20 protein-coding genes are annotated in these 22949 nt (G+C 34.1%); 13 read left to right on the top strand and 7 right to left on the bottom strand.

The genetic code is table 11. The features are described 5' to 3' along the window. Positions 1-146 precede the first annotated feature (146 nt). Positions 147-1400 (bottom strand): tyrosine--tRNA ligase, encoded by a 1254-nt coding sequence (tyrS, locus tag ACFIK6_RS05080; protein WP_375642008.1) that lies wholly within the window; start codon positions 1398-1400, stop codon positions 147-149. Positions 1401-1712: 312 nt separating this feature from the next. Beyond that, positions 1713-2393, bottom strand: a complete 681-nt coding sequence (locus ACFIK6_RS05075; protein WP_375642009.1) for an alpha/beta hydrolase — start codon at positions 2391-2393, stop codon at positions 1713-1715. Positions 2394-2554: 161 nt separating this feature from the next. Here ACFIK6_RS05075 and ACFIK6_RS05070 point away from each other — a divergent pair, with 161 nt between their 5' ends. The 10 genes from ACFIK6_RS05070 (at position 2555) to ACFIK6_RS05025 (ending at position 15123) form a co-directional block, all read left to right on the top strand. Further along, positions 2555-3730 (top strand): cysteine desulfurase family protein, encoded by a 1176-nt coding sequence (locus ACFIK6_RS05070; RefSeq protein WP_375642010.1) that lies wholly within the window; start codon positions 2555-2557, stop codon positions 3728-3730. A gap of 140 nt (positions 3731-3870) precedes the next feature. Next, the gene (sufB, locus tag ACFIK6_RS05065; protein ID WP_375625872.1) at positions 3871-5382 is read left to right on the top strand and encodes a Fe-S cluster assembly protein SufB; all 1512 of its coding nucleotides are present in this window, start codon (positions 3871-3873) and stop codon (positions 5380-5382) included. A 159-nt stretch (positions 5383-5541) separates the two neighbouring features. Continuing rightward, positions 5542-6297: a Fe-S cluster assembly ATPase SufC gene (gene sufC, locus ACFIK6_RS05060; protein WP_273723216.1), complete on the top strand. Its 756-nt coding sequence runs from the start codon at positions 5542-5544 to the stop codon at positions 6295-6297. A gap of 11 nt (positions 6298-6308) precedes the next feature. Next, a complete protein-coding gene (gene sufD, locus ACFIK6_RS05055) occupies positions 6309-7571 on the top strand; it encodes a Fe-S cluster assembly protein SufD (RefSeq protein ID WP_375642013.1) in 1263 nt (420 codons plus the stop codon). Between the two features lie 10 nt (positions 7572-7581). Then, complete coding sequence (locus tag ACFIK6_RS05050) at positions 7582-8826, top strand: cysteine desulfurase (RefSeq protein ID WP_375642014.1); 1245 nt, start codon at positions 7582-7584, stop codon at positions 8824-8826. Further along, a complete protein-coding gene (locus ACFIK6_RS05045; RefSeq protein ID WP_273787976.1) occupies positions 8819-9220 on the top strand; it encodes an SUF system Fe-S cluster assembly protein in 402 nt (133 codons plus the stop codon). Before ACFIK6_RS05050 ends, ACFIK6_RS05045 begins: the two co-directional genes overlap by 8 nt. 83 nt (positions 9221-9303) lie before the next feature. Continuing rightward, the gene (locus tag ACFIK6_RS05040; RefSeq protein WP_375642015.1) at positions 9304-10944 is read left to right on the top strand and encodes a site-specific DNA-methyltransferase; all 1641 of its coding nucleotides are present in this window, start codon (positions 9304-9306) and stop codon (positions 10942-10944) included. A 22-nt stretch (positions 10945-10966) separates the two neighbouring features. Continuing rightward, entirely contained in the window at positions 10967-13717 is a 2751-nt protein-coding gene (locus ACFIK6_RS05035) for a DEAD/DEAH box helicase (protein WP_375642016.1), read from the top strand. A 442-nt stretch (positions 13718-14159) separates the two neighbouring features. Then, positions 14160-14375 carry a hypothetical protein gene (locus tag ACFIK6_RS05030; protein WP_375642017.1) on the top strand — a complete coding sequence of 72 codons (216 nt, stop codon included), beginning with the start codon at positions 14160-14162 and terminating at the stop codon, positions 14373-14375. Positions 14376-14676: 301 nt separating this feature from the next. Beyond that, on the top strand, positions 14677-15123 hold the full coding sequence (locus ACFIK6_RS05025) for a hypothetical protein (protein WP_375642018.1): 447 nt from the start codon (positions 14677-14679) through the stop codon (positions 15121-15123). Between the two features lie 631 nt (positions 15124-15754). Here the strand turns inward: ACFIK6_RS05025 and sodC are convergent. From sodC to ACFIK6_RS05005, 4 genes are all read right to left on the bottom strand, one after another. Beyond that, complete coding sequence (gene sodC, locus ACFIK6_RS05020; RefSeq protein ID WP_375642019.1) at positions 15755-16282, bottom strand: superoxide dismutase [Cu-Zn] SodC; 528 nt, start codon at positions 16280-16282, stop codon at positions 15755-15757. Between the two features lie 368 nt (positions 16283-16650). Then, positions 16651-17007 (bottom strand): hypothetical protein, encoded by a 357-nt coding sequence (locus ACFIK6_RS05015; RefSeq protein ID WP_375642020.1) that lies wholly within the window; start codon positions 17005-17007, stop codon positions 16651-16653. Beyond that, positions 16985-17329 (bottom strand): hypothetical protein, encoded by a 345-nt coding sequence (locus tag ACFIK6_RS05010; protein ID WP_375642021.1) that lies wholly within the window; start codon positions 17327-17329, stop codon positions 16985-16987. The genes ACFIK6_RS05015 and ACFIK6_RS05010 overlap by 23 nt, the downstream gene beginning before the upstream one ends. Positions 17330-18429: 1100 nt before the next feature. Next, positions 18430-19656 (bottom strand): UbiH/UbiF family hydroxylase, encoded by a 1227-nt coding sequence (locus tag ACFIK6_RS05005; RefSeq protein ID WP_375677432.1) that lies wholly within the window; start codon positions 19654-19656, stop codon positions 18430-18432. A 182-nt stretch (positions 19657-19838) separates the two neighbouring features. Between ACFIK6_RS05005 and pcsA the strand changes: the two genes are divergently transcribed. From pcsA to ACFIK6_RS04990, 3 genes are read left to right on the top strand one after another with little or no spacing between them, the layout of a single operon-like run. Continuing rightward, positions 19839-20657 (top strand): phosphatidylcholine synthase, encoded by an 819-nt coding sequence (gene pcsA, locus ACFIK6_RS05000; protein WP_375677431.1) that lies wholly within the window; start codon positions 19839-19841, stop codon positions 20655-20657. Between the two features lie 21 nt (positions 20658-20678). Next, positions 20679-21725 carry an enoyl-CoA hydratase/isomerase family protein gene (locus ACFIK6_RS04995; protein WP_375656708.1) on the top strand — a complete coding sequence of 349 codons (1047 nt, stop codon included), beginning with the start codon at positions 20679-20681 and terminating at the stop codon, positions 21723-21725. Continuing rightward, on the top strand, positions 21722-22135 hold the full coding sequence (locus ACFIK6_RS04990) for a DUF6163 family protein (RefSeq protein WP_375642025.1): 414 nt from the start codon (positions 21722-21724) through the stop codon (positions 22133-22135). The genes ACFIK6_RS04995 and ACFIK6_RS04990 overlap by 4 nt, the downstream gene beginning before the upstream one ends. Positions 22136-22516: 381 nt before the next feature. Here the strand turns inward: ACFIK6_RS04990 and ACFIK6_RS04985 are convergent, their stop codons facing one another. Then, positions 22517-22876: a hypothetical protein gene (locus tag ACFIK6_RS04985; RefSeq protein WP_375642026.1), complete on the bottom strand. Its 360-nt coding sequence runs from the start codon at positions 22874-22876 to the stop codon at positions 22517-22519. Between the last annotated feature and the right edge of the window lie 73 nt (positions 22877-22949).

The following is a 22949-nucleotide window of genomic DNA, read 5'->3' as shown; positions in this document are numbered from 1 at the left end:
GTACACAGAAGAAAAGAACTATTCAACTCTCTAGAATATTATTGTTTTGAAGAGACCTTTATTTTCCTAACAAAACTCATCCTATCACAACGATTAGACTGGAAGAACAAGGTAGACGTGAACAACATAAACAAAACAACAAAAGATTATATTGGTTTCATCACAACATGTTTTTTCTTACCGAAAGAAAGTTTAATGATTCCTTCTGCACTGACATCCTCTTCAATAATAAGATGTGTTTCATCCTCAATAATTTGATCATTTACACGCACACCTCCACCTTGAACGTGTCTGCGTGCCTCACTATTAGATTTAGCAAGTCCTGCTTGTACTAAAAGAGTGAGCAATCCAACACCTTTTTTTAATTCTGAGGCATTAACTTCAACAGTTGGAAGATTTTCTCCCAGAGTTTTTTCTTCAAACGTTTTGCGAGCAGTCTCTGCTGCTGCATTGGCAAGAGCACGCCCATGCAACATTGCCGTAACTTCTGTTGCAAGAATTTTTTTTGCTTCGTTAATTTCTGTTCCTTGCAATACAGAAAGTTTAAGAATCTCATCCATTGGCAATGGAGTATAGAGCTTTAGAAATCGTGTTACATCAGCATCTTCTGTATTGCGCCAATATTGCCAAAATTGATAAGGTGAAAGCATATCCGCATTCAGCCATACAGCTCCATTCAATGATTTACCCATTTTGGCACCGGAAGAGGTTGTCAGCAATGGTGATGTTAACGCATATAATTGTGGTGTTCCTAAACGATGCCCTAATTCGATTCCGTTAATAATGTTACCCCATTGATCCGAGCCCCCCATTTGCATACGCAACCCATAACGTTTATAAAGTTCAACAAAGTCATAAGCTTGCAGAATCATATAATTAAACTCTAAGAATGACAAAGAATGCTCACGCTCAAGTCTCAGTCTGACAGAATCAAATGACAACATACGGTTGACAGAAAAATGTTTTCCTACATCACGCAAAAATTCTAAGTAGTTTAAATTACATAACCATTCAGCATTATTTACAATACAGGCATCCGTTTCTCGGTCACCGAATGTCAAATAGTTAGCAAATACCTTTTTAATACCATCAATATTTGCAGCAATATCATCTTGTGTCAGAAGGCGTCGCGCTTCATCTTTGAAGGAAGGATCACCGATCAATCCGGTCCCTCCGCCCATTAAAGCAATGGGGCGATGACCCGTTTTTTGCAACCAATAAAGCATCATAATCTGAAGAAGACTTCCAGCATGTAAACTCGATGCTGTTGGATCAAATCCAGTATAAGCGCTTACAGTTTCTTTTGAAAAAAGATCATCTAAGCCTTTTTCATCTGAAATTTGGTGGATAAAACCACGTTCGCTCATAATGTGTAAAAAATCAGATTTAAAGGCAAACACAGATTCAATTTCCTAACTTTAGAGTGCATTCATTTCATATAATAGGTGATTATATGATGAGCGTTATCTATCATAACTGATGCACACATCACAAGAGAAAGAGACATATCGATAATATAAAGATAATAATACAGGTATTATTTCCTTTTTACGCTAAAAAAGAGACTTCTCAGTGATAGAAAAAAGGTATTCTGTTATTCTCATTTCTATTCTGAAATAAAATTTAGAAAAGTTTTAAATACAGACTAAAAAATTACTTTGTTATGATCAGAGACGGCTTTTGCTGATTTTTTATAAATCTATCGTTTTTTCCTAAGTTAGTGAAAGTATTTCAGGAGGAGGAGAGAGAAGTTCATTGGTGATATGGTTATCCAAATAGTGGGCACATCGTTCAATAAGTTCTTCATGGCATCCACTGAAAAAGTGATTAGCCTCTTCCAATATTTCTTGTGTGATGATGATACCTTTTTGTGTTTTCAATTTATCGACAAGTATTTGAACATCTTTTTTTGGGGCAACTTTATCGATACCGCCATGAATGATAAGTCCAGAGGAGGGACAAGGTGCAAGAAATGAAAAGTCATAAACATTAGGCTGAGGGGCAACAGAGATAAATCCCTCAATTTCCGGTCGGCGCATTAAAAGCTGCATACCAATCCATGCTCCAAATGAATATCCTGCTACCCAACAATTTTTAGAGTCTGGATGTTGTGTTTGCACCCAATCAAGAGCAGCAGCAGCATCTGAAAGTTCTCCTATTCCATAATCAAATTCACCCTGACTACGACCAATACCACGAAAGTTAAAACGTAAAGTTGTAAATCCACGTTGCTGGAACATATAAAAGAGGTCATAGACAATTTTATGATTCATAGTTCCACCAAATTGGGGATGAGGATGCAAAACGATCGCAATAGGTGCATTTTTTTGTTGTGAAGGTTGATAACGCCCTTCGAGCCGACCCGCGGGACCGTTAAAAATAATTTCTGGCATAAAATGCTCCTTAAATGCAATAAAAGGCTTTCATTGACCTTGGTCGACTTTTACCATAGAATCTCTTAAATAATTATTAGATATTCTTTTTTTAGTGCACTTTTCAAGAAAATTGCGCTATTTTTTTAATTAATTCATAAGATTAATGATTGCGATGTAAAATGGTTATAAAACGCCGATATTTTGATCATAACGCAACAACACCGCTCAAAAAAGTGGCACGGATGGCGTTACTGGAATCTTTAGAGATATTTGGTAATCCATCATCGGTTCATAAGGAAGGGCGTGCGGCTAAAACTTTGTTACAAAAGGCACGTCGACAAATCGCTGAAAATCTTAAAACAGATCCAGATCACGTGGTATTTACCTCTGGTGCGAGTGAAGCAGCAATGACTTTGTTAACACCCTTTTATAATATGGGGAATGCAAAAGTTCAATTTTCCCATCTTTACCTTGGAGCGACTGAACATCCCTCTGTTGCTGAGGGAGGGCGTTTTTCTAAAGAATTGATAAGCGTCATTGCTGTTGATCAAGATGGGCTCATTCGACAAGATAAATTATCAGCGCTCTTAACAGCTCACGATAAAACAAAAGGTTTACCTCTTGTTGCTATTCAAGCTGCAAATAGTGAAACGGGTGTGATTCAACCATTAACAGAAATCGCTGCTATTGTTCGGGATTTAGGAGGCACTCTTATTGTTGATTTAACACAATATGTAGATAAAAATTTCGTGGATATTAATCAGCTAGGAGGAGACTTTTTTATACTGTCTGCACATAAAGTTGGTGGTCCTAAAGGAATCGGTGCTTTTGTTTCATGTGGTAATCTTCTCATGCCACACCCTCTTATTATTGGGGGGGGACAAGAAAAAGGTCTCCGTGGAGGAACAGAGGCATTACCCCTTATTGCTGCTTTTGGGGCAGCAATGGCTGATTGTTTTACACAGGAGGAAATAAGACAGTTAATATATTTACGCAATAAATTAGAAGATGGACTACAAAAAATAAGTAAAAATGTTGAAATTTTTGGCAAAAAAGTTCAACGTTTGCCAAATACAACTTACTTTACCGTGAAAAATATAAAAGCTGAAACGATGCAAATTGCTTTTGATTTAGAAGGGTTTTCTATATCATCCGGCTCTGCTTGTTCTTCGGGAAAAGTAAAACAAAGCAAAGTGTTGGAGGCAATGGGGTATCATATTCCAAATGGTGCCATTCGCATTTCGCTAGGGCGGGACACAACATCTGAAGATATTGATGATTTTTTGTCGTTTTTTTCTCAAATTATAAGCAGGAAAAAAGAGGAAGATTTAACATCAGAACGTTATAAAAATTAGAATTATTTTAAAAATAAGGTAAGTTTGATTGAAATTTTTGCACTTTACCTATAGCCTAGGAAATAACTTGCTTACTTTAATCTTGGGAAAAACAAGACTTTTAGTTACCGGTTTTTGATGCCAAAAAATGGAGAAAATTTATGCCGGCAGTACAAGAAACAATACGTCAAGTACGTGAAATAGATGTTGATCAATATAAATATGGTTTTGAAACCAATATTGAAACAGATAAAGCTCCAAAAGGCTTAAATGAAGATATTATCAAATTCATTTCTGCTAAAAAACATGAGCCTGAATGGATGCTAACATGGCGCTTAAAAGCTTACCGCCGTTGGCTGACAATGCAAGAGCCTCATTGGGCGCGTCTTGAATATCCTAAAATTGATTTTCAGGAGCTTTATTATTATGCTGCTCCAAAAAATCATACAGGACCAAAATCTTTGGATGAAGTGGATCCTGAGTTATTAGCAATGTACGAAAAACTTGGCATTCCCCTTAAAGAACAAGAGATTTTGGCAGGAGTAAGAAAACAGTCTGATCCCTCTACTTTTGATGACAGTATGTCTGTATCGGGGCAGGTGGCTGTTGATGCAGTCTTTGATTCTGTTTCTGTTGTAACAACATTCAAAAAAGAGTTGGCACGTGCTGGTGTGATTTTTTGTTCTATTTCAGAGGCGATTATTGAACATTCTGAGCTTATTAAGGAATATTTAGGAACAGTTGTACCTATAAGTGATAATTATTATGCAGCCTTAAATGCAGCTGTCTTTACAGATGGTTCATTTGTTTATATTCCCAAAGGGGTTCGTTGTCCTATGGAGCTTTCAACTTATTTTAGGATTAATGAACGCAACACTGGCCAATTTGAACGAACATTGATTATCGCCGCTGAAGATTCCTATGTTTCTTATCTTGAAGGGTGTACAGCACCCCAACGTGATGAAAACCAACTTCATGCTGCTGTTGTTGAGCTTATTGCCCTTAAAAATGCAGAGATTAAATATTCTACAGTACAAAATTGGTATCCTGGCGATAAAGATGGAAAGGGTGGTATTTATAATTTTGTGACGAAGCGTGGAGATTGTCGAGGTGATAACTCTAAAATTTCATGGACACAAGTTGAGACTGGTTCTGCGATTACTTGGAAATATCCATCCTGCTTACTCCGTGGTGATAATGCGCGTGGAGAATTTTATTCTATTGCTGTTGCAAACGGTCATCAACAAATTGATTCTGGTACAAAAATGATTCATTTGGGAAAAAATACATCCAGTCGTATTATTTCCAAAGGCATTTCTGCAGGTTTTTCAAATAACACTTATAGAGGACAAGTCACAGCACATCGAAAAGCACAAAATGCGCGTAATTTTACGCAATGTGATAGTTTGTTAATCGGGAATGACTGTGGTGCGCATACAGTTCCTTATATTGAAGCAAAAAATGCGACAGCTCAGTTTGAACATGAAGCCACAACATCAAAAATTTCTGATGACCAACTTTTTTATGTTATGCAAAGAGGAATTCCCGAAGAAGAAGCTATCGCATTAATTGTAAATGGTTTTGTAAAAGAGGTCATTCAAAAACTTCCGATGGAATTTGCTGTCGAAGCACAAAAGCTTATTGGTATCAGCCTTGAAGGTAGTGTTGGATAATTTTATTTAATGAGATAAATAGAAGACTTGATGCAAAAATGCTGTAACAGTAGCAAATAATGCTAAAAATGACCTCTATGGTAATTGCAAAAGTAGATGGGTGCTAAGCAAAATATACGCCTTGGTATCTGAAAAAAACAGCCAAAACAGGATTAAATTATGTTAGAGATAAAAAATTTGCACGCCCGTATTGCTGAGACCGATACAGAAGTTATTCGTGGTTTAAACTTAACAGTTCAAGATGGAGAAGTTGCCGCTATCATGGGACAAAATGGAGCCGGAAAATCAACTTTGTCTTATTTGCTTGCTGGTCGTGATGATTATGAAATAACAGAAGGAGAGATTCTCTATAATGGACAATCACTTTTAGAAATGGATCCAGCAGAACGTGCTGCATATGGTGTTTTTCTTGCATTTCAATATCCAATGGAAATACCAGGGGTGGCAACGATGGAATTTTTAAAAGTTGCGATGAATTCTCAACGCAAAGCGCGAGGTGATGAAGAGCTTAAAATTCCTGAATTTATAAAGTATGTTAAAGAAGTTTCAGCTAAACTTGAAATAGATATGGATATGCTAAAGCGTCCATTAAATGTAGGTTTTTCAGGTGGAGAAAAAAAGCGTGCTGAAATTTTACAAATGGCCCTTCTTGAACCTAAACTTTGCATTTTAGATGAAACGGATTCTGGTTTAGATATTGATGCACTAAAAATTGTTGCAGATGGTGTTAATAAACTTCGGGATTCAAAACGTTCATTTTTGGTGATTACCCATTATCAACGGCTGCTTAATTATATCATTCCTGATACTGTACATGTTCTTTATAAAGGACGAATTATCAAAAGCGGAGATAAATCCTTAGCGATTTATTTAGAGCAAAATGGGTATGCTGATCTTATCAGGGAAGCAGTTTGAGGTTATTGAATATGAATGCACAGCAGAATTTGTTAGCGGTTGAAGAAAATATACTCAGTAATTTCAATCAGTATGTAAACGATTTACCTGGTGATAAAGCTATACGGGAAATTCGCAAGAAAGCTATTGAGCAATTTCAAACAATACGGCTTCCTTCCCGTAAAATGGAAAGCTGGCATTATACTAATCTGCGTACCTTACTGAAGTCTATTAGCAACTTTTCAAAAGTTCAAGACAATCAGTTGGTTGATGCATTGCTTTCAGAAAGTGCTGTTTTCTCCATAAACAATGGAAAAACATCGATAGAGTCAAAGGTAGACAATATTACAGTAAAACGCCTTTCAGACGCATTAGAAGATAATTCTGTACAGATAAATCAAAACATTTCTGATGAGGATTTTATTGGACAGTTAAATACAGCTTTTGTTACAGATGGTTGGCTTTTTCACATCCCTGAAAATACAAAGTTAAATATACCCATTGAATTACAAAATATACAAATGGGGGGACAATCTCATATTTTTTCGGATATAAAAGTTGATAAAAATAGTCAAGTTATGTTTATTGAACATCAGGTTGGCAGTGATAAAGATACCTTTGTCAGTTCAATATTTTCATTAAATGTTGCTGCTGATAGTAATGTTACGTGGATTCTCATTCGCAATCGTGATTTTAATTCTACGCAATTTGGTCGATTTTGTGCTGTTCTTGATCAAAGAGCGAAGTTATCACTTTATGTCATTAATATAGGGAGCCAACTAAATCGCCAAGAAGTCGATATTGAATTACAGGGAGAAGAATCTGACTTTCAATTGCGTGTTATAAATTTATTATCAGGACAGACACATAGTGATCTTACAATGACTGTTCGTCACGTAGAAGAAAAATCAACTTCAACTGAAATTATACGCAATGTGGTTACAGATAAGGCTGTTGGTGTTTTCCAAGGAATAATACGTGTTTCTCAAAAAGCGCAAAAAACAGATGCACGCATGGCTTGTAATAGCCTTATTCTTTCAGATGATGCAGAATTTAATGCAAAGCCTGAACTGGAGATTTTTGCTGATGATGTTGCATGCGGTCATGGTGCAACAGTTGCTAATATTAATCATGATTATCTTTTTTATCTTATGGCGCGTGGTATCCCATTTAAAATGGCTCGTGCACTTTTGATTAAAGGATTTGTCTCTGAGCTCATTGATGACATCAAGCAAGATAATATTCAAATTGTTTTGGAGAGTATCATTAGTAAATGGCTTGAAAAAAATGTTTAAGGTAGAAAAAATGGAAAATAACGTACAAACATTTACTTATAATGTCGAAGAAATTCGGCGTGATTTTCCTCTTTTGCACCATAAAGTTTATGGAAAGCGATTAGCATATCTTGATAGTAGTGCTTCTGCCCAAAAACCAATGTCAGTACTCAATGCAATGAATAATTATTATCACTATAGTTATGCTAATGTGCATAGGGGAATGTATTTTTTAGCCAATATAGCAACACAATCATATGAAAATTCTCGTGAAACCGTTCGTGTTTTTCTAAATGCTCACAAAGCTGAAGAAATTGTTTTTACAAAAAATGCGACAGAAGCTATTAATACTGTTGCTTATGGTTGGGCTATGCCCAAACTCAAAGAAGGTGATGAGATTGTTCTAACGATCATGGAACATCATTCAAATATTATTCCTTGGCATTTTCTCCGTGAACAAAAAGGTGTTAAACTTATTTTTGTTCCTGTCGATGAGAATGGTGTTCTGCACATTGAAGATTTCCAAAAGGCTTTAAGCGAAAAAACGCGGCTTGTTGCTATAACGCATATGTCTAATATATTAGGAACTGTACCTCCTGTTAAAGAAATTATTAAGCTAGCACATCAAAATTCTATTCCTGTTCTTGTTGATGGTTCTCAAGGAGCAGTACATTTAACCGTTGATGTGCAAGATCTCGATTGTGATTGGTATGTCTTTACAGGTCATAAGCTTTATGGTCCCACCGGTATTGGTGTTTTGTATGGTAAGGAAGATAGATTAGAAGAAATGCGTCCTTTTCAAGGGGGAGGGGAAATGATCGAGGAGGTAACAACCGATAAGGTGTTTTATAATGCTCCTCCTTACCGTTTTGAAGCAGGCACTCCTCCTATTGTTGAAGCTATTGGATTAACTGCGGCTATTGATTATATACAAGAGAAAGGCCGTAGCACGATTCATGCCTATGAGAGATCCCTTTTAGCTTATGCGCAGGAAAAACTCAAGACTGTTGAGTCATTGCGCATTTATGGTCATTCTCCCAATAAAGGAGCTATTATATCGTTCACAATTGAAGGGATTCACGCCCATGATATCGCTATGTTTATTGATAGAAAAGGAGTTGCAATACGCGCTGGAACCCATTGTGCACAGCCTTTATTACAGCGCTTTGGTCTAACATCTATTTGTCGGGCATCATTAGCCATGTATAACACTCATGAAGATATAGATCAATTAGTAGAAGCATTGAAAGAAACAAGGACATTTTTTAATGGCTGAATCAATTGAAGAGCGTCATTCTACAGAATCTGTTGAAACTGTAAGTGAAAATAAAAAATCTTATATATCAGCAATTCCAGCAGATGAAATTGATCGTATGACGAATGATATTATTGCTGCTCTCAAAACAGTTTATGACCCAGAGATTCCTGCTGATATTTATGAGCTAGGACTGATTTATCGTATTGATATTGAAGATGATCGTTCAGTAAAAATTGAAATGACTCTTACAGCACCGGGATGTCCTGTTGCTGGTGAAATGCCTGGGTGGGTAGAAAATGCAGTCAGTGCAGTTGAAGGGGTTTCTTATGTTGAAGTCACTATGACTTTTGATCCACCATGGACACCTGATTGTATGTCAGAAGAAGCTCAAATTGCTGTCGGATGGTACTAAAAGTATTGTTAAGAGACTCTAATTTAGCCATTCATGAATAAGCTGTTTACTTTTCATAAGCGTTTAAATTTAAGGACGATCGCATGAGTTATAATAAACAAAAATTAGAACTTAACTGGATTGGAAAAGAAAAACGCCCAAAACTAGAGCCTCGTATCTTATTAGAAGATCTTGAAAAATCTTATCACGCTTCGCATCAAATATCTTCCCAAGATATTTTTGATAATAAACTTATTTTTGGTGATAATTTGCTCGCTCTCAAAGCGCTTGAACAAGAATATATGGGGAAGGTAAAATGTATCTATATCGATCCGCCTTATAATACAGGCAATGCCTTTGAACATTATGAAGATGGTTTAGAGCATTCCATATGGCTAAGCCTTATGAGAGACAGGCTAGAATTGTTACATCGTTTACTGGCAGAAGATGGAAGTATTTGGATTTCCATTGATGATGATGAACAAGCCTATCTTAAAGTGATGATGGATGAAATTTTTGGTCGCCAAAATTTCATCAACAACATTATTTGGCAAAAGAAATATGCTCCACAAAATGATACAAAGTGGCTTTCTGATAACCATGATTTTATAATGGTTTATGCTAAAGATAAAACGATTTGGCGCCCTCAATTGCTTCCTCGTTCAAGCGATATGGATGCGCGCTATAAAAACCCTGATAATGATCCGCGCGGGTTATGGCAATCTGGAGATTTATCCGTAAAAAGAGTAACGCCTAAGGATATTTATGAAATCATCACACCTTCTGGACGCAAGGTGATGCCTCCTGCTGGAACGAGTTGGCGGGTTAGCAAACAAAAATTCTCTGAATTATTAAAAGATAATCGCATTTGGTTTGGAACAGATAACGGTGGAGTGCCAAGGATTAAACGTTTTGTTTCTGAGGTTAAGCAGGGCATAACCAGTATGACGATTTGGCCCTATACAGAAGTGGGACACAACCAAGATGCCAAAAGAGAAGTCAAAGTTTTTAATTCTGATAGTGTCTTTACAACTCCCAAACCTGAGCGTTTAATGGAACGCATTATTCAACTTGCCACTAATCCCGGTGATCTTGTACTGGATTCTTTTGCTGGTTCTGGCACAACCGGTGCTGTTGCTCATAAAATGGGAAGAAAGTGGATTATGGTTGAACTTGGTGAACATTGTCATACCCATATTATCCCTCGTTTAAAACAAGTGATTGATGGAACTGATCAAGGGGGAATTTCCAAAAATGTTAATTGGCAAGGTGGCGGTGGATTTCGCTATTATCGCCTTGCACCTTCTCTGTTACAAAAAGATCCATGGGGACAATGGATTATTAGTCGCGAATATAATGCTGCGATGCTTTCAGAAGCAATGTGCAAGCATATGGGATTTACCTACGCACCTGATGAAAATCATTATTGGATGCAAGGGTATTCAACCGAAACAGATTATATTTATGTCACAACAAGCGCTATGACCCATGAACAACTCCGTATGATAAGTGAAGAGGTAGGCTCTCATCGCACGTTGCTGATTTGTGGTACAGCCTTTGATACAAAATCAGCATCCTTTGAAAATCTGACACTCACTAAAATCCCCCGTGCAGTATTAGAAAAATGCGAATGGGGAAAGGATGATTATAGTTTAAATGTGGACAATCTTGAACCAGTGATTGTGGTAAAAGAAAACAACAAAAATAAAGATATTGCGCAAGCAGAATTAGATCTATTTGAATAATATATAAAAAGCGGAGTTTTTTATGAACACTGTTGAAAAAAGGATTTCTGCTCGCTTATCGTTACGTGATCCTCAACGTGAATCTTTAAATATTTTGGTAAAAATCTTAGAAAATATAGAACTTTCTAAAAATGCTGATTTGGTTGCAGAGTTAGAAGTGGTAAAAAATCTTTATCCTTCTGTACAAGATTTTGAACGAAACTTTCCCTCTTTTTGTTTTGCCTTAGCAACGGGTGTTGGGAAAACGCGACTGATGGGTGCTTTTATCAGCTATCTTTATTTAACAGGTCGCAGTCGCCATTTTTTTGTTTTAGCGCCAAATTTGACTATTTATGAAAAGTTAAAACAGGATTTTAGTCCCCAAAGTTCGAAGTATGTTTTCAGTGGAATGAGTGAATTTATTGCCAATAGACCCGTTATTATTACAGGTGAAGATTATGAAAGTGGTAAAGGTATTCGTGCTGATGAACACCCTTTTCAAGGACAAAAGTGTTTGTTTGAGAATAGAGATACGGCCTTTATCAATATTTTTAATATTTCTAAAATTAATACAACAGATAATAAAAAAGGCGCACTAAAATCTAGTATTCCGAGGATTAAACGCTTACAAGAGACGATTGGCGAAAGTTATTTTGATTATCTCGCAAATCTTCCTGATTTAGTTTTGTTAATGGATGAAGCACATCGTTATCGTGCTTCTGCTGGTGCAGCAGCAATTAATGAGTTAAAGCCTGTTTTAGGAATAGAGCTTACAGCAACACCAAAAACAATAGGTGCAAAACCCGTAGATTTTAAAAATGTTGTCTATAGTTATTCACTTGCAGAGGCTATGAGGGATGGTTTTGTAAAAGAACCTGCTGTTGCTACACGTAAAGATTTTCAACCTCAAAATTATACATCTGAGCAATTAGAACATATCAAATTACAAGATGCAATTCATGCCCATGAAAATGTGAAAGCAGATTTAATTGTCTATGCAAAAGATTATAACAAAAAGTTCGTTAAGCCTTTTATTTTAGTTGTTGCTCAAGATACAAATCATGCACAAAAACTACGGAATTTATTGGAATCAGATGAATTTTTCGCAGGGGCTTATAAGGGAAAAGTTTTAGAGATTCATACAAAACAGTCAAATATAGAAGAAGATCAAAATATTCAAAAACTTATTGCGATTGAGGATCCTCATGAGCCAACAGAAATTGTTATTCACGTTAATAAATTAAAGGAGGGGTGGGATGTTACTAATCTCTATACTATTGTACCGTTGCGTGCATCGGCTTCAGAAATTTTAACAGAGCAAACAATTGGGCGCGGATTGCGTTTGCCTTATGGGTATAGAACAGGCGTGGAAGCTATTGATCGTTTAACAATTATTGCGCATGATCGTTTTCAAGATATTATTGATCGTGCAAACGATCCAAACTCAATTATAAAAAAGCATATTGAGATTGGAAGAGGGGGGGATGTACCCTCTGAAAAGTCAGATATTGTGACGGTTCCATGTCAAGTAGAAGCTTTATTGATGCAAACGATGGTAACACGCAATTCCGATATAAATGGAGCATCTGATTTACAAGGTATTATATTACGTAATACAGATTCTCCTACATTAACGCCTGAAGAGCAAGATATTGCAGCGATCGCGTGGGATCTTATCAAAGAGAATGATAAATTGCCAAGTTCTCAAATGCTTTATTCTGCACCGATACAAGAAAAAATTGCTAATAAAGTTATGAATATTAAGCCTTCATCACAAAAGTCTCTTGTATCAAGAGTGGTTACAATTTTGACAAAAAAATTAGCAGAATTGATGATAGATATTCCCAATATTGTACTCATTCCTTCGCGTGAGGTTACTTATGGTTTTTCTGATTTTGATTTGGAAAATTTAGAAAACTTAAATTTGCAATCTGTTAGTAAAGAACTTTTAATTCGAGAATTGCGTACCCATAAAAGCATTTTTCTCACATCTAAGAATGAATATGTCAAAGAGCCTTATCTCGAAAATTACATCATTCGTGGTTTGATTGATAATGACTTTGTCGATTATGATAACCATACGCTCTTATTACGAAAATTAGCAGGTCAGATAGTAGAACATTTCCGATCTTATTTACCCAATGATGCAGCCGTTGAGAACGTATTAATTCACTATCAGCATAAGCTTACTAGTTTTATTGTTGCGCAATTAAGAGAGCATCAATGGGAAACGCAAAAAGATTATGAGGTTAAAGTGACACGGGGTTTTACAACTTTATCGCCTATCCATTATGTGTTACCGCAAGGGACATCTCCTCTTGATTTTCGTAATATTCCTGCCATTAAAAGCGATATTAAGAAACTTGTATTCAGCGGCTTTAGAAAATGCTGTTATCCTTTACAAAAGTTTGATTCAGTAGAAGGCGAGTTACGATTTGCTCAGATATTAGAGGATGATGCACAAGTATTGAAATGGATGAAACCTGCTCGGGGGTTTTTCAGAATAGAATATGATAAAGGATCAACTTATGAACCGGACTTTGTTGTAGAAACGAAGGATGTCAAGTATCTTTGTGAGCCTAAAAAAGCCTCTGAAATGCAAAATCCTATTGTTTTAAAAAAGAGAGAAGCTGCAGTTCAATGGTGTTGTCATGCAACGCGCTATGCGGCTACTTATGGCGGTAAAAAATGGTATTATGTTCTTATTCCCCATGATGCTATTAAAGCAAATAGTAGTTTTGAAGGTTTATGTGCAGAGTTTACCATTGCAGAATCTATACTTGAGAGCTCATAACTTTTCGTTTCAAAAATAAAATACATAAGTTTTTTAATTGACGGATGTGAGGTCCAATCAAATGTTTGAATAATTATTTTTAATTTTTTGCACTATCGCATCATTAATTTAAAAATATTAGGGATTTCTTAAATCAGAAAATTAATATTTTTTCTAACAACATTAAAATAAAAGGAAAAATGTATAGAAAAGTTACACAAGATTATGATTTTTTATGGGAGTTTTTAGCACATTTACAATTTTTGATAAAAGTGCAATCTTACTTTCCTTATGTGAAAAGATCTTTGAGTTTATAGCCACAAATTCAAAAAAATATTTTAATTTTATTGGGTAATTTTATAAATATGCTTTTTTTAAAAAACTTAAATAGTTTATTGTTCTTTTATTTAAAAAGCCTGAATATAATGAAATATCTAGAGGATAAAAGTAGATTGTTTTACATATGACTTTGAATTTAACAAACACTGTTTTTAATTTTTTAAAGCAAAACCCGACAACAAAATTTACAGCTCGAGAAATTGCTCAATGGATATTTGAAAATTATCCAGATAAATGCCGTCAAAAACAAAAGCATTCAACGGCAATAATTACTCCTCTTAATAGTGATGCAGCCCTTATTCAGCAAATTGTTGCTGAAATAGGAGCAAGTTGTTGCTGAAATAGGAGCAAGACGCCCTCAGTTACAAAAGCGTTATTCAGAAATTAAAATCACTGAAGGACGACCACGGCAATATTATTTTACTAAACAAACAGATAGTGCTGAAATTGATGCAGTAGAGGACAATGCAAAGAGTAGAACAGAAGAAGGTAGCTCTGTTAAAGAGCATAATCTTTATCCATTATTATCTAAATTTTTATGGTCAGAGCTTGCAGTTTATAGCAAGCGCATTAATGAGAAATGTTCTCGTAATAAACATGGTGCAGGCGGAAATAAATGGCTTTATCCAGATCTCGTAGGAATGCAAGATTTAAGCAGTGAATGGAATCGTGAAATCAAAGATTGTGTTTTGCAATATTTTGATAAAAAAACGAAGCTTTGGTCTTTTGAAGTAAAAATTCTCATCAATCGTTCAAATTTACGAAAAGCATTTTTTCAAACAGTTAGTAATTCTTCATGGGCTAATTTGAGTTATTTAGTTGCTAGTGAAATTGAAGGGGTTGATACATTAAAAGAGCTTCGAATGCTTTCAAGTTTGCATGGAATTGGATTTATAAGACTCAATAAGGAAAACTCTTCCGAGAGTGAGATCTTAATTCCTGCCAAAGAACGTAGTGATATTGACTGGGATACTGCTAATAGATTAGTGGAAGAAAACAAAGATTTTCTTGATTATATTAAGCTCATTCGTCAATTTTATCAAACTGGCGAGATGCGTCCACTAGATTGGGATCATATGTATCCATGAGGGGTATTTTTAAAAAGACTCTATTGGTTAAAAGCTCTTTTTCAGAGTGATAAAAAATTATTCTAACTATTTTATTTGACTTATTATATTGATATAACATATTGATTTATAATGATAATTAGTCTTTTTTTAAACTTAAATGAGGGGGCTGTCTTTTCAAACGATCTTATATTGATATTTTATCAATCAAAATTGTTTGCGTGCATCTCATGAGTAGGGTTGAGTAGGGGAAGAGTAAAAATTCTGTTTTAGACCCGTTCTATTTTGTGCGTGGGGCGTGATTCCATTAGATACTAGACTTAATAATTATAATTTATTACAAATTTTCTATTGTAGAGAGTGAAATTCAACTTTTTTCTTTTTTTACATCAAGCATTGAAAATATTACTTCCTCATATTGAAGTCTTCTTTATGGAGAATTTATAATACTATTTCTTTAATTTTCATTGCTGTTCGCTTTGATTATTATTAAGTTTTTTGTTATCCGAAGTGAACATTCAAAAAAACATTAATTTTATAAAACACCCACACAGTTTACTCAATTTCTTGCAATAGATTAAAAAAAATAAATTTCTCTCACATCTTATGGTAAAGGGAGTGTGTACTGTCACAGTTTGCCATAATACTCTCTTTATTTATCAATAATACCGCACGCCAAACGCGCACCACCTCCGCCAAGCGGTAATGGTTTATCTGATTGATTATCTGCCCCTAAATGAATGACTAAAGAGCGCCCTTTAATTTCAGAGATTTTTTTTAATCGTGGAGCAAGAACGCTCATCGTGGCATATCCTTGCTTATCAACATAAAGTGCTGGTAAATCACCAAGATGACCATTGACATTATAAGGTCCTAAATGTTTTCCGGTATGTTCCGGATCATAATGTCCACCTGCGCTTCCACCAATGACACCCTCTTTTGTATCACATGAAGGATTTACATGCACATGAAAACCATGCATCCCTTCTGATAAAGTAGATAAATTAGGGATGAAAATCAAACCGTATGTGGTTTCTTCAATTTTAATGCTACCAATAGCCTTTTTTGAATTATTATTTTCTAGTTTATAAATATTTACTTGTGTTGATAGTGCTAATGCAGAATTTTTATGAATTAAAAATGCCATAAAAACCAATAATGATAATAATATTTTTTTCATAAAATACCTTTATACTTATCTTTAAATAAATTTTATCTATAAAAATATTTATAAGTTTCTTAAATTTAAGTAAAATAATTTACATAGAAATATTAGTTCTTAGAAAGAGCAAATAAATTATATAAGTTCTGAACATAACTCTCATTTTTTGATCTATAAAAAATATAGCTTTCATATATTGATAATTATATCTCGCTTACATTTCTTCAAGAGATGCTTTAAAAAAGCTACTTTTTGAGGTGTAATAAAGCAATTTTAATAAGTTAGATATTATTTCATTTATAATAGATAATTATTTTATCAAAAAACAGAGCATATAATTTGTTGATGATTTAATTGTTTTTCATAGAAAAAATAACGAAAAAATTCTATTCATTATGAAATTTATAAGAGAAAGAATTATTATGATCCATATAAATTTCCCATAAAATACAGCATATACCGACACTCCCTCCCATTCCTGATCCTATCAGTGCTCCTATTATCATCCCAACAGAAAGTGCTACTCCTATACCCATTGCGATAACTGGACCAAATCCTGGAAGAGCAATATAACCATAAGCTGCAAGAGTTGCTGCGATAGCTCCTGATATGCTACCATTTAAACCGCCAATAAAAGCAAATTCTTTAATAGAATGGCAGTACTTTTTTAATTTTTTTTTCTTACAGCTATGAAAAGAAACGTTGCTGTAAGTTTTAAAATCAATCATATTTTTTTCTTTCATTTTGAATGCTAACTGTTCCTGAATAGTCAACAGATACGAAAAAATGTGACTTTTTAAATTTTACTAAAGCACGCCAGATGCCTTTGTCATCTAGACGTAACCGTTTAATATTCTCAAAACCGTTTTGCATAAGACAATTTTTAACTTGTGAAGCAGTAAATGAGTTTTGACCTATTTTAGTGACATTTTGAGTAGAGCTATAGGTAAAGGTTTGACAATAAGGAAGATGAAAAACTTCACTGATTGAAGTAGTGACTGTCAACGAGACACATACAATCATTATAAAAAAAATACTTAATTTCAAAAATTTGTTTAGTTTCATCTTGTCACCATTTGTTGAAACAACACTTCATTAACCTCTGTGTTACTAACAAGTTCCCAAGATGATTTTATTTTTAATATTATACTTAATGATAAAAAATTTTGAAAATCTATTGATTAAATAAAAATGTTTTTTATTATTTATTTTCTTGTTAAAATTAATGTTATAAATAACTATTTCAAAACATTATTATTTTTTATTTGCTTTATAGTGCAAAATTTAACAGATATGATTTAGCAAGATATCGTTACAATTTCATCTGTAGTCTATAATTAAGTTTTTTATATTTCATATCAGTATGCTAAATATATATAATAATTTTTAATAAAAAAATGATTTATATTAATATGACTTATACATGTTTTATTAAAAAGAACAAAAATATTTTCCACATCAGTAATAGATATGATTCAAAATGCAATATTAAACAATAGAGCGATTATATCGCTTATTATTGCTCATTGATAACACATAGATTTATAATGGTGACTCATTGTTTTATATATTAAATAAGCATCGCAAAAATCGTATAATTCTTCCATTTCAAATCTGTTTTATTCTGAATCAGTTAAGATCATTCATACATCATAAAAGGAGCTGGCTTATGGTAAAAGGAATAAATAATACCTCTTAGAAAGACTCCCAAATATAAGGGGGGTTAAATATTAGAGGATGATAAATATAATAATGGCGCCAGCTTATCTCTTTATAAGCATAAAAATGATAATATTTAATAGTTTTCTAGTTATACCACTAACGGGGTGTCATTGTGAAACAAGTTTAGGTTCAAGATGTTACCTTAAAACAAGTACGTAAATTAATAAAATGAATACTCTATTATATTTTTTTACAAAAACTGTTATAGATACTCTGAATTATATTAATTCTTAAAAAAATTAAAAAATTCCTTTTAGTTATGCATAAGACAAAATTCTAAAACATTCTTAAATATTTATATAAGAAAATGTATATTAGAATATTGTGTTTTTACTGAATAAATTTACGTTCAGAACACATTATTAAAATAATTATTTCTTTGGTTATTGATACCTTATGAACTTATTATTATTTGTTTAGTTTACGTTATTATCCATTATTACTCAGTAGAGCTGTTTAGATGATTTTGTTGGAAATATTTGCATAATTTCCTTGAATCCATAACCGGGATACATTCCTTCGCGCATAAATAAATTACGTAATGGTGAGAAACTATGTAACAAACCAAGCCCAACGCTTCGTATCATATGAACAGGCAACATGTGAGAAAGTAGAGCAGAGTTAAGTGTATGAACAGCTCCACTGCGGATTAATATATCTGGTTTGCGGCATTTGTTATAATGCGCAACAATCATTTCAGAGTTAGAATTGGATATTTTGTTGGGTAAAATATCAATCAAAGTTTGGATATCACGAAACCCTAAATTCAATCCCTGTGCCCCAATAGGGGGAAAAACATGAGCGGCTTCACCCACTAAAATTGTTCGATTAGCAGCAAAATGATGAGAAAGAAGTCCTGAAAGCGGCCATACTTGAATTGATGTTTCTAAGCTTAGCTTTCCAAGCATTGATTGCATTTGGTTTTCGATCATTTTTGCAATTTCTTTTGGTTCTATATTCAATAATTCCTCAGCACGAGAAGGACGAACGACCCATACAAGACTAGATCTTCGCCCTGGTAGAGGAACCTGTGTAAATGGACCATGTTCTGTATGAAATTCGGTTGATGTATTTTGATGAGAAAACTCATGAGAAAAGTTGAGAACAAGTGCTTTTTGTGGATAATTCCACTGTTTGACACTTATCCCTGCTGCGGCACGTGTAAGAGAGTGACGTCCATCAGCTGCAACAACAAGTGGTGCTTGAATGACTCTACGATCAACAAGAGTAATACATACATGGTCTTTTGTATGATGAAAAGATTTGGCTGCAGAAACAAATCTTGTAATATTAGGCGTACGTGTAACCGCATCAACTAAAGCACTGTTCAATTTTACATTAGGTATATTATAGCCAAAAGCTTTTTCACCAATTTCAGCAGAAGAAAAATGCACCGTAGGAGCATGCACAATTCTAGAAGTTATATCTACAATTCTCATATAAGATAAAGCAGCAGCATGTTTTTGAATATTATTCCAAATATTGAGTTTTTGAAGCGTGCGTATTGCAGGCATCATAAGAGCAGTTGTTCGCAACTCATCTGTGTGAGCAGGGGGGCCAACAAGAAAAACAGAAAGCCCCTCATGTGCAAGACTCAGTGCGGCTAACATTCCGACAGGACCTGCACCAATAACAGCAATATCTTTATGTTCTTTCTTTTCAAATATCACAACAATTTGAACCTTTATCCATTGAAAAAATATTTTAATATTTCCAAATAATCACTCTCTTTTTATTATATGAACCTCTCCTATTATAGTATGTAATAAATAACGCGATATAAAAAAGTAACCTTTTTATGATTTTTTTAAATGCTGAGTTATATCATCGGTAAGAAATGGCGTATTGATAGATGGTTGAAGACTTTAAAAACGAGGATAAGAAAACCTTGAAACGTAAACTAACAAAGAAAATCAAAACAAATGCAAACTTATTACGCCATAAAAAAGTAACAATGCCACAAGCAAAGGCTTTTTCTGTTCATTTACTAACAGCTTCGGGATCATTCTTAGCGTTTCTTTCTCTTATATCAGCCTCTCGAAAAGAATGGACAGCTATGTTCTGTTGGCTTGGGCTTGCACTTCTTGTTGATGGTATAGATGGACCAATTGCACGCAAACTTGATGTTAAATACGTTCTTCCAACATGGTCTGGAGAGCTGTTAGATAATATTATTGATTACGTGACTTATGTCTTAATTCCTGCTTTTGCACTCTATCAAAGTGGTTTTATGGGGGTAGGGTTATCGTTTTCATTGAGTGCAATTATTGTTATTTCATCTGCTATTTATTATGCAGATACTCGTATGAAAACCAAAGAAAACTTTTTTAAAGGATTTCCTGTTGTTTGGAATATGATGATTTTTACGCTTTTTGTCGTAAGACCAGGAGAGTGGATTACTTTTATCATTATTGTTTTATCGGCGATTATATCTTTTTTGCCAATTTATTTTATCCATCCAGTAAGAGTACTTCGTTTACGTAGAATTAATTTTCCAATTTTTCTCTTATGGTGTTTTTTTGGTGTTTCTGCATTCTTTTATCAACTAGAGGCTCCCTATTGGGTTAAAATAGGAATTTCAGTAACAGGAATTTATATATATTGTATTGGCGCAATCATGCAAATATTTCCTCAGCTTGGGGCAAAAAATATAAAAAAAACAATAAAATAGTTGTTTGAAGAAGGGTGTAAGATGCAAATTGATTTTGGAGCAGATGATGATATTTCTTTTACGAAAGAAGGGCGTGCCGGTATTATAAAGCTCACACGCCCTTCAGCATTAAACGCTCTTAATCAACGAATGGTTTCAGCTTTAAAAAAAGCTCTCATGACATGGGAAACAGATGATGATGTTTCTTGTGTCTTAATTGAAGGGGAGGGGCGCGCTTTTTGTGCTGGTGGAGATGTTGTAGAAATCTATCATATGGGAAAAAGTGCCACTGCTTGTCAATATTTTAGTGATGAATATAGTTTAAATGCTTATATCAAACGTTTTTCAAAGCCCTACATTTCTTTCTTAAACGGTATTTGGATGGGAGGAGGGGTAGGTATTTCTCTCTATGGTTCGCATCGAATTGTTACAGAAAATACTGTTTTTGCTATGCCAGAAGGTGCGATTGGATTTTTTCCAGATGTCGGTGCAAGTTTTTTCTTACCATCTCTTTCTAATCATTTTGGCATCTATCTTGCATTAACGGGCGCACGCATAAAGTGGGGAGATTGCTTAAATTTAGGATTGGCAACACATGCCGTTGCTGAAATTGAATTCGATATGATTAGAAAAGCTGTTATTGAGCAAGGAGATCCTACTTTAGCTTTAAACGAGCGAGCAATTACAAAAGATTATGAAACGAGTCATGAAATACGTTGTATTATTAACACTTGTTTTAGTGCCCATACCTTAGAAGAATGTCTTGAGTTGCTACATAAAAAAGGTAATGAAGGTGTTCTATTTGCTAAAGAATGTTATGATATTTTACTATCACGTTCTCCGATAAGTTTAAAAGTTATCTGGAAACAAATGAAACAAAATTCATCTCGGACGTTGGAAGATTGTATGAAAATTGAAAATCGCATTGCACATCATATGATTAATTCACATGATTTTCATGAAGGTATACGTGCTATGTTAATCGATAAGGATAAAAAACCTCAATGGCAGCCAGATAAACTTTCAAATGTGACAGATGAAATGGTGGATTCTTACTTCCAACCTGTTGAGCAAGAGTTATTATTGTGAAAAATAATTCTCACAAACGGATTTCAAAAATTAATTTAATCTATAACTGTTATTTACGGTTTTTGGCACTTATTTGTTTAGTCCTAGGTATTTGTTATTGGATACGTCTTGTTGGTGTTTTTCCAGGTATTCTATGGCGTTTTGATCTTATGCCTTGGCAGTGGCAATTTGCATCAGCTATATTGGCTATTCTCTATCCTATTGCCTTAGTTGGACTTTGGATGCATTCACTATGGGGTATCATTGTGTGGTGTATTGCAGCATTGATTGAAGCAATAACAATATATTATTCCGATTTTATTTATCAGCCATTTGTACCATTATTTCATGGAATATTATTTTTAGTTTTTATAATACTACAAATTGTGATGTTTTTTTTAAAAAGAGTAAAAAATAAAAAAACATCGTGATTGAAATTTTCGAGCCAAGATAACAGGATCAATTTTCAATCTTACTTAACTTAAAAGGTCATAAGGTCATAAGGTCATAAAGTTTTTCAAAGTAGCTCACCACAGTTTTCCAACATACGTTCCTCAAAGCGCTAATGCTAGATATACTCTTTCCATAAAGTTCCATAATATATATTATGCGATAATAGGATACAGAAAAACAAGGAAGGAAGCCTCCTTTAAAATATAAATCATGTTTATAATCGCACATTCACTTTTAAAACTAAATTATAGAAATGGCGATAATAATTGAACAGCACATTAAAATATTTGGTCTTTAAGGATATATTCCTCAAAGACCAAAATAGTTGTAATGAAATTACATCGTATAAATAATAAAAATTACTGTACTATTTTACAACGTTTTATACGTGCAAGATCACTCAAAACAGCATTACGATTATTTAACGCTGAAATTTCATTACTTTCGTTTGATTTTACATCCATAAAAAACAAAGCAGGTACAAATACAACACTTGCTGCTGCTAAAGCCACGTTTTTATTTCTTGCTTTAGAACGCTCTGCAATTGTATCATTAATCTGACGTTTATTAGCAAAAAACTCCCGTTGAATATCGGCACAACTCATTGATCCATCATGTATTGTTGTTGTTGAAATATTTTTTTCTAACCGCCCTCCACATGCTGTCAAGGAAACCGCTAAAACCACAATACATACACCCCGCTTAAAATTCTTATACATAAAAGCCTCATTTTCGACATAAAAAAGCACTACATATGTCAAAATTGAAATAAAATAAAGGATAAATGTAAAA

Source organism: Bartonella sp. AS69XJJH (genome assembly GCF_042195585.1).
In the GTDB taxonomy this organism is placed as follows: domain Bacteria; phylum Pseudomonadota; class Alphaproteobacteria; order Rhizobiales; family Rhizobiaceae; genus Bartonella.
Note: the sequence above shows the minus strand (reverse complement) of the source record. Positions and strands in the feature narration are given on the sequence as shown.

Bases quoted from the DNA above. Each gene is read 5' to 3' on its own strand.
- ACFIK6_RS05075 (WP_375642009.1), bottom strand. From the start codon at position 2,393: ATGCCAGAAATTATTTTTAACGGTCCCGCGGGTCGGCTCGAAGGGCGT.
- ACFIK6_RS05070 (WP_375642010.1), top strand. From the start codon at position 2,555: ATGGTTATAAAACGCCGATATTTTGATCATAACGCAACAACACCGCTC.
- sufB (WP_375625872.1), top strand. From the start codon at position 3,871: ATGCCGGCAGTACAAGAAACAATACGTCAAGTACGTGAAATAGATGTT.
- sufC (WP_273723216.1), top strand. From the start codon at position 5,542: ATGTTAGAGATAAAAAATTTGCACGCCCGTATTGCTGAGACCGATACA.
- sufD (WP_375642013.1), top strand. From the start codon at position 6,309: ATGAATGCACAGCAGAATTTGTTAGCGGTTGAAGAAAATATACTCAGT.
- ACFIK6_RS05050 (WP_375642014.1), top strand. From the start codon at position 7,582: ATGGAAAATAACGTACAAACATTTACTTATAATGTCGAAGAAATTCGG.
- ACFIK6_RS05045 (WP_273787976.1), top strand. From the start codon at position 8,819: ATGGCTGAATCAATTGAAGAGCGTCATTCTACAGAATCTGTTGAAACT.
- ACFIK6_RS05040 (WP_375642015.1), top strand. From the start codon at position 9,304: ATGAGTTATAATAAACAAAAATTAGAACTTAACTGGATTGGAAAAGAA.
- ACFIK6_RS05035 (WP_375642016.1), top strand. From the start codon at position 10,967: ATGAACACTGTTGAAAAAAGGATTTCTGCTCGCTTATCGTTACGTGAT.
- ACFIK6_RS05030 (WP_375642017.1), top strand. From the start codon at position 14,160: ATGACTTTGAATTTAACAAACACTGTTTTTAATTTTTTAAAGCAAAAC.
- ACFIK6_RS05025 (WP_375642018.1), top strand. From the start codon at position 14,677: ATGCAAGATTTAAGCAGTGAATGGAATCGTGAAATCAAAGATTGTGTT.
- sodC (WP_375642019.1), bottom strand. From the start codon at position 16,282: ATGAAAAAAATATTATTATCATTATTGGTTTTTATGGCATTTTTAATT.
- ACFIK6_RS05015 (WP_375642020.1), bottom strand. From the start codon at position 17,007: ATGAAAGAAAAAAATATGATTGATTTTAAAACTTACAGCAACGTTTCT.
- ACFIK6_RS05010 (WP_375642021.1), bottom strand. From the start codon at position 17,329: ATGAAACTAAACAAATTTTTGAAATTAAGTATTTTTTTTATAATGATT.
- pcsA (WP_375677431.1), top strand. From the start codon at position 19,839: ATGGTTGAAGACTTTAAAAACGAGGATAAGAAAACCTTGAAACGTAAA.
- ACFIK6_RS04995 (WP_375656708.1), top strand. From the start codon at position 20,679: ATGCAAATTGATTTTGGAGCAGATGATGATATTTCTTTTACGAAAGAA.
- ACFIK6_RS04985 (WP_375642026.1), bottom strand. From the start codon at position 22,876: ATGTATAAGAATTTTAAGCGGGGTGTATGTATTGTGGTTTTAGCGGTT.